Below are 7,029 nucleotides of genomic sequence, written 5' to 3' on the forward strand. Positions count from 1 at the left end.
CACGCTGTTCTAAGCTGAGTGGGACGGTAACAATCCGTGGCATGTGCAAACATCGTTTAACCAAAAATGTCTTTTCGCATGTTTAGTTGTTTTTGTCAACTTAAGGAAAATAAGGTGAATATCATTCAAGCCTGCTTATTCATCTGGAAATAATATTACTGAATAAGTTTTGATGGACTGGTTTGTGTAACCGAACCATTATAATATGCCTTTATGTCTGTATTTGATAAGGAATAAAGCCAATGCAAAAAAAATGGCTCATTATTGCTGTAATTGTGTGTGTACTTATCGGGGGGGCTGTATGGGTCAATATGCAAAGTTTGAAAAAATTACCTTCGGGTTTTGAGGGGAGTAATGGGCGATTGGAACTACAGCGACTTGATGTCGCCTCTTTGTATCCAGGCCGGGTGATTGATATTAAGGTACAAGAAGGTGATCTGGTTAAAAAAGATGAAGTATTAGTGGTTTTGTCAGCTGAGCAAAGTCACAGTTTGGTTGAAGGTGCACAAGCCAGTAAACAGCGTGCAGAAGAAGCAGTACATCAGGCCGAAGCTGAGATTGCAGCAAGACAACAGCAGTTAAAGGTTGCACAACTCGAGCTGGATAATGCGCTACAGCTGAAAAAGGAGGATTTGATTTCTGTGGTAGAAGTGCAACGCCGTCAAGCAGCACGGGATGGCGAGGCAGCTGCGGTTAAAGCAACCCAGGCAGCACGGGAGTCAGCAATTGCTGCGGTTAATCAGGCTCAGGCACAAATGAATATCGCATCTTCGGCCAATAAGGATATGTTCATCCGCGCACCACAGACTGGTCGGGTAGAGTATCGTATTGCGGAACTGGGCAATGTTGTTGGGCCTGGCAGTAAAGTCATCACTTTACTTGATCCTAGTGATGTGACTTTATCAATTTTTCTTCCTACAGATACCGTTGGAAAATTAAAGCTGGGTGATGATGCCATAGTTGTGCTTGACGGGATTGATGCAGTTTGGCCTGCAAAAATTACATTTATTGCCAGCAATACACAATTTACCCCTAAATATGTGGAAACAGCCAATGAACGCGAAAAACTTATGTATAAGGTAAAATTGCGTATTCCCCAACAAATTAGCTTGCAGTATCAAGGGGTGTTAAAAGGTGGCTTAACTGGTAATGGTTATGTCCGTACCAATCCACAAGAGGCATGGCCAGTACAATGGCAGGCCAAATTACCGCAATTACAGCAAAACGCCAGAACACAATAAAATTGAATAGGCAGTTCGCCATGACGGATGTAAAACAGCAAGAAAACACTGTAACTGCTGTATCGTTACAGGGCGTTTCTCATACTTATGGGCAGGTTCGAGCATTAAATAATATTCATCTGTCGATTCCCAAATCTGTTACAGTCGGGTTGATTGGACCTGATGGTGTTGGAAAATCAACATTATTATCCCTTATTGCCGGGGTGAAGGTGATCCAAAGCGGGCAGGTTTTGATTTTTGATCAGGATATTTCACAAAAAAAAATCCAGAAACATTTGTCACAGCGTATCGCTTTTATGCCCCAAGGTTTGGGGCACAATTTATATCCCACATTGTCTGTCTATGAAAATGTAGATTTTCATGCGAGCCTTTTTGGTTTGGATACCCGTGCCCGAAAACAGCGAATCCAGCGATTATTACAGGCAACAGGATTAGATCCTTTTGTGAATCGTCCGGCTGGTAAATTATCTGGCGGCATGAAACAAAAGCTGAGTTTATGCTGTGCTTTAGTCCATAATCCGCAATTATTAATTCTAGATGAGCCGACGACAGGTGTTGATCCTTTATCAAGACGGCAATTCTGGAATCTGGTTGATGATTTACGCGCTGAAAATACGGAAATGACGGTAATTGTTTCAACCGCTTACATTGACGAAGCGCAACGCTTTGAATATTTATTGGCGATGGATGATGGACAGTTAATTGCCAATGCAACAACGCAGGAAGTGTTACAGCAGACCCAGAGTCAAACACTCGAAGAAGCTTATGTGAAGCTGCTGCCAGAAAATAAACGTGGAACGGGCGTGTTACACGTGACGCCATTTGTTGCAGATCCAGATTCTCCTCCGGCAATTGAAGCACATGATTTGACCAAGCAATTTGGTGATTTTATTGCAGTAGATCATGTTAACGTTACGATTGCACGCGGTGAAATTTTTGGTTTTTTAGGCTCAAATGGATGTGGCAAATCCACCACCATGAAAATGCTAACAGGCTTGCTGGATATCAGTTCAGGCACGGCAAAACTGCTAGGAAAAGAAATTAATGCAGGAGACATGGCAACCCGAATGAAAGTGGGTTATATGTCACAGGCATTTTCATTATATGAAGAATTAACGGTACGTCAGAATCTGGAACTACATGCAAAATTGTACAGGCTCACAGGGAATGATGCTAAAAATGCAGTGCAAAGTGCATTGCAGCAGTTTGATCTGCAAAAAGAAGCCGATACTCAGCCCGCCGCTTTGCCTTTAGGTATTCGGCAACGCTTACAGTTAGCCGCAGCATGTTTACATCATCCGGAAGTATTGATTCTGGATGAGCCTACTTCTGGCGTCGATCCAGCTGCACGAGATATGTTCTGGCAGCATCTCATAAAATTATCGCGACAGGATCGTATTACGATATTTGTTTCGACGCATTTTATGAATGAAGCTGAACGTTGTGACCGTATTTCATTTATGCACCGTGGACGGGTTCTGGCAGTAGGGACACCGCAGGCATTGTGTCAGGCGCAACACACAGATGAACTCGAGCAGGCATTTATTATTTATCTGGAGCAAGCATCAGGTGAAGCTGAACACCCTGTTCAGCATCACACCGATCAAGAGCAAGAGAGTTTAAGAAGTGAAGCCCGCCAGAACCAGACACTTTTTTATAGATTAATGGCCTGGTTTGCCATGGTCTGGACATTTGCTGTCAGGGAAGGCAAAGAGTTATGGCGTGATCCGATTCGAATGTTTTTTGCGATTCTTGGCCCGATCATTCTCATGATGACAGCATCCTATAGCGTTTCTTTTGATGTTAAAAATGTCAAACTCGCAATTCTGGATCGTGATCAAAGTGTGGAAAGTCGGGCCTTAACGGAATATTTTACGGCTTCGCGATATTTTACGCTGGAAAAATATATTGGTTCCGAGGCTGAAATTGATCCTGTGTTAAGAACATCTACAGCCAGGTTGGTGATTGATATTCCACCTGATTTTGGTCGAGATCTGATGCGTGGAAATAAACCGGAAGTCGGCTTCTATGTAGATGGTTCCATGCCATTTACTGCGGAAAATATTAAGGGTTTTATTCTTGGCATGATGAGTAATTACGGGACAGATAAAATAACGGCCATGGGGCTGCCGATAGAGGTCAAATCTGCGGTCTCGATACAGCCAAGATTTGTCTATAATCAGGATTTCAAAAGTATTTATGCTTTTACACCTGGAATGATCATGATGGCGATGATGTTGATTCCCGCCATGATGACCGCCCTCGGTGTGGTGCGAGAGCGGGAAATCGGCTCAATTACCAACTTGTATACGTCTCCGGCATCAGTCCGACAGTTTTTAATTGGTAAACAGTTACCTTATATCGCTTTGGCGATGTGCAGTTATTTCAGTCTGGTCTGGCTTGCCGTTGTGGTGCTGGATGTCCCTGTTTCAGGAAGTTTCTGGGCCATGACATTAGGGGCACTCTTACTGGTTTGTGCCGCGACAGCTTTTGGTTTATTGATTTCGAGTCTGGTCAAAACGCAGGTTGCGGCGATTTTTGCATCGGCGATTTTTACCTTAATTCCCGCATTGAATTTTTCAGGGTTACTTTATCCATTATCTACATTAACGGGCGTAAATTATTGGATCGGTTGGGGATTTCCAACTGCATGGTATCAATTGATCAGTCTGGGGAGTTTTACCAAGGGTTTGGGTTTTCAGGATTTTGTCCAATATTATGTAATGTTGACGCTATTTTGCATCCTATATGTATTGCTGGCAGGTTTGTTCTTAAAGAAACAGGAGCAATAGCATGTGGCAATGGATGAAAAATGTCTGGTTTTTAAGCCGGAAAGAACTGCGCAGTTTGCTAGGTGATTATACGTTAATGGTCTTGATTGTGGTGGTCCTTTCGGTGGCTGTTTATACGGTTTCTACAGGAATTACCACGGAAGTCCGTCATTCATCAATTGCCATTCTCGATGCCGACCATTCGCAGTTATCGTATCAAATACGGGATGCCTTACAGCAGCCGTATTTTAAAACGCCAGTACTGGAACAACGGGAAAATATCGACCAGCAGATGAATCAGGGCGGATATGTTTTTGTGATTGACATTCCTGCCAATTTTGAAAAAGATGTGGTCGCAGGTCGTGCCCCTGAAATTCAGGTTTTGGCGGATGCAACCTCAGTTACACAGGCCGGTATTGGTCTAGTCTATCTTCAACAAATCATTTCACAGCAAGTCAGTCAATTTTTAAAACAGCCTTCTTCAGAAAGTTTACTCCCGGTGAAGCCTGTCCTGAATGTCATGTATAACCCGAATGGCGAATCACATTGGTATCTCAGTGTTGTGCAGATTATTGCCAATATTACCCTGCTGGCCATGGTGCTGGTTGGTGCGGCAATTATCCGCGAGCGTGAACATGGAACCATTGAGCATTTATTGGTGATGCCAGTTTCTGCCAGTGAAATTGCTATGGCCAAAATTCTGACCAATGGATTGGTGATTACCGTAGCTGCTTTACTGTCCTTATGGCTTGTCGTAAATCACTGGTTGCAGGTACCCATTAATGGTTCTGTGACTTTATTTACCTTGGGAACAGTGATTTATTTGTTTTCGGTATCGGCACTGGGAATCTGGTTGGCAACGCTTGCTCCCACAATGCCACAATTTGGCTTGCTATGTTTGCCGGTATATGTGGTCACACGGTTATTGTCCGGTTCGGAGTCGCCACTGGAAAGTATGCCTGAAGTCATGCAATGGTTGACGCAGATTTCACCCGTCACACAATATGTTCAGTTCGGACAGTTTGTTTTATTCCGGAATGCCGGTATTGATAGTGTGTGGGATAAATTACTGATTATGATGCTGATGGGGATTGTATTTCTGGCATTGGCACTTGGGCGTTTTCGTCATATGTTGGCACGGCAAGGTTAAACCAGGGGGATAAAAATGAATAAATGGCTGTATGTGAGTTTGTTAACGGGGTTAATTTTAAGTGGCTGTGCCAAAGATCAAGTCCAAGTAGAGTCCCAGGTTATGCTGCCTTTACAATTTGATCAGACCGATATGGCAAAAGGATCGGCAGAAATTGCACAATGGTGGCAAAACTGGAATGATCCTGTGCTAAACCGATTGATTGAACAGGGACTGACAACCAATCACGAGTTAAAGGTAGCACTGGAAAATTTACAGGCTGCACGTTCTACCACACAATTAGCAGAAGCCGACCTCAAGCCCGCCTTAGGGGCCAATGCAGGGGTTAGTGCTCATCAATTCCAGCTAGACAATCCGTTAAATTCAGATGTGAAAAATGTTTTATCTCAACTCGGGTCATCACTGGGCGATGATAATTTCAATTTTAATGGACATGCGCAGCACATGGGCTTTATTGCGAGCTGGGAACTCGATATTTTTGGACAGAAAAAAAGTGATGTAGATGCTGCCCGATATGCCAGTCTGGCGACCATGCAGCAATGGTATGGCGCTCAAATGCTGGTTGCTAGTGATATTGCCCAGAATTACTTTACCGTTCGCAGTTTACAGCAACGCATCAAAATTGGTGATCATACGGTTGCGACGTTACAGCAGTTAAAACGGTATGCTCAGGGGAGATTTAGAGCTGGCCAGATTACCGATTATGATGTTAAAGATGTAGATGCCAAACTTACAGCAGTACAAGCACAATTAGCCACTCTACAGGCACAGGCCGATGCGTATCAGCGTAATATCGCGGTATTGACCGGCCAAGTGCCACAAGGATTTAAACTCGCAGCAAGCCCACAAAATATCTTGCAGCATATTCCAGCCCCCCCGCAAGGACAGCGGCCGTTGCAAATCCTGAATCGTCGTCCAGATATACAGGCCAAACAGGCGGTGGTACAAGCATATAGTGCCAAACGGGCCAGTGCACAGGCAGATTTATTACCGCGTTTTAATATGCAGTTTTTTTGGCAAACCGGGCAATTGAGTCTGGATAGCGATTTACCAGATTTAAAAGGTTATGGTGGTTTGGTGAGTGCAGGGATGACTTTGCCAATTTTTACAGCCGGACGTATTCATCATAATATTGAAATAAGTGATCATCGTTTGCAGGCTGCTCTGGCCGATTATGATCATGCTGTATTAAAAGCACTTGCTGAAGTAGACAGTAGTTATCAGCTTCAATTTGCGTTAAGTCGTCAAAATCTTTTATTGGCACAGGCACTGCATAAAGCCAATCAACAAGCCAAAGATGCCAGTACATTGTATCGTTATGGCCAAATGACGCTGGATCGTGCACTTAGTGCACGTTTAACCGCAAATGAGCTTGCAGATAAACAGGTTCAGGGAAAGCTGGCGCAGGCACAAAATCTACTGGATCTGTATAAAACACTTGGCGGGGGGTGGCAATCCACCCAGTCTGACTGAATAAAGTGCTTTAATTGCTCTATTCATCTTCTACCCAGGTAGAAATTTAAATTTTGATGGTTTGGAAAAATTCAGCTTTTGAATATTTGTGTAATAAAGCCCTTGTTTTTACAAGGGCTTTATTTATCCAATGGTTTGAGCAGTCAGGTTGTAGCACTGCTACGTCATGAGATTGTTTATATCTAAAAGCATCATGTGAAAATTATTCTGATTGTGTTTTTGAGTAATAAAGTTAAATACTAAGTAATTAGGACTTACGCATTGACGGATTCAAAAAAGTATTAAAATACTTTATAAAGTATCTGTGATCAGACGAATTAAACATGCTTCTACAGCAACTTGTACATTACCCATTTATATGGGCTTTCTCATGACAGAACCGAACTCTATTAGC

Annotated in this window: 4 protein-coding genes; all 4 read left to right on the forward strand. The window is 43.1% G+C overall.

What is annotated here, in order from left to right:
• Positions 1-242 precede the first annotated feature (242 nt).
• Genes ACE01T_RS16600 through ACE01T_RS16615 form a run of 4 tightly spaced genes read left to right on the forward strand, consistent with a single transcriptional unit; the run spans position 243 to position 6,635 of the window.
• Positions 243-1,241, forward strand: a complete 999-nt coding sequence (locus tag ACE01T_RS16600; protein WP_004871259.1) for an HlyD family secretion protein — start codon at positions 243-245, stop codon at positions 1,239-1,241.
• A complete protein-coding gene (gene rbbA, locus ACE01T_RS16605; protein ID WP_228134761.1) occupies positions 1,193-4,033 on the forward strand; it encodes a ribosome-associated ATPase/putative transporter RbbA in 2,841 nt (946 codons plus the stop codon). Before ACE01T_RS16600 ends, rbbA begins: the two co-directional genes overlap by 49 nt.
• Position 4,034: 1 nt before the next feature.
• On the forward strand, positions 4,035-5,162 hold the full coding sequence (locus tag ACE01T_RS16610; protein WP_130089823.1) for an ABC transporter permease: 1,128 nt from the start codon (positions 4,035-4,037) through the stop codon (positions 5,160-5,162).
• Between the two features lie 15 nt (positions 5,163-5,177).
• Positions 5,178-6,635, forward strand: coding sequence for an efflux transporter outer membrane subunit (locus tag ACE01T_RS16615; protein WP_180044042.1), 1,458 nt, complete (start codon positions 5,178-5,180; stop codon positions 6,633-6,635).
• The last annotated feature ends 394 nt before the right edge of the window (positions 6,636-7,029 follow it).

Origin of the sequence: Acinetobacter uliginosus (genome assembly GCF_044130295.1) — a bacterium.
Taxonomy (GTDB): domain Bacteria; phylum Pseudomonadota; class Gammaproteobacteria; order Pseudomonadales; family Moraxellaceae; genus Acinetobacter.

Coding starts and splice junctions, on each gene's coding strand:
- rbbA (WP_228134761.1), top strand. CDS start 1,193: ATGGCAGGCCAAATTACCGCAATTACAGCAAAACGCCAGAACACAATA.
- ACE01T_RS16615 (WP_180044042.1), top strand. CDS start 5,178: ATGAATAAATGGCTGTATGTGAGTTTGTTAACGGGGTTAATTTTAAGT.
- ACE01T_RS16600 (WP_004871259.1), top strand. CDS start 243: ATGCAAAAAAAATGGCTCATTATTGCTGTAATTGTGTGTGTACTTATC.
- ACE01T_RS16610 (WP_130089823.1), top strand. CDS start 4,035: ATGTGGCAATGGATGAAAAATGTCTGGTTTTTAAGCCGGAAAGAACTG.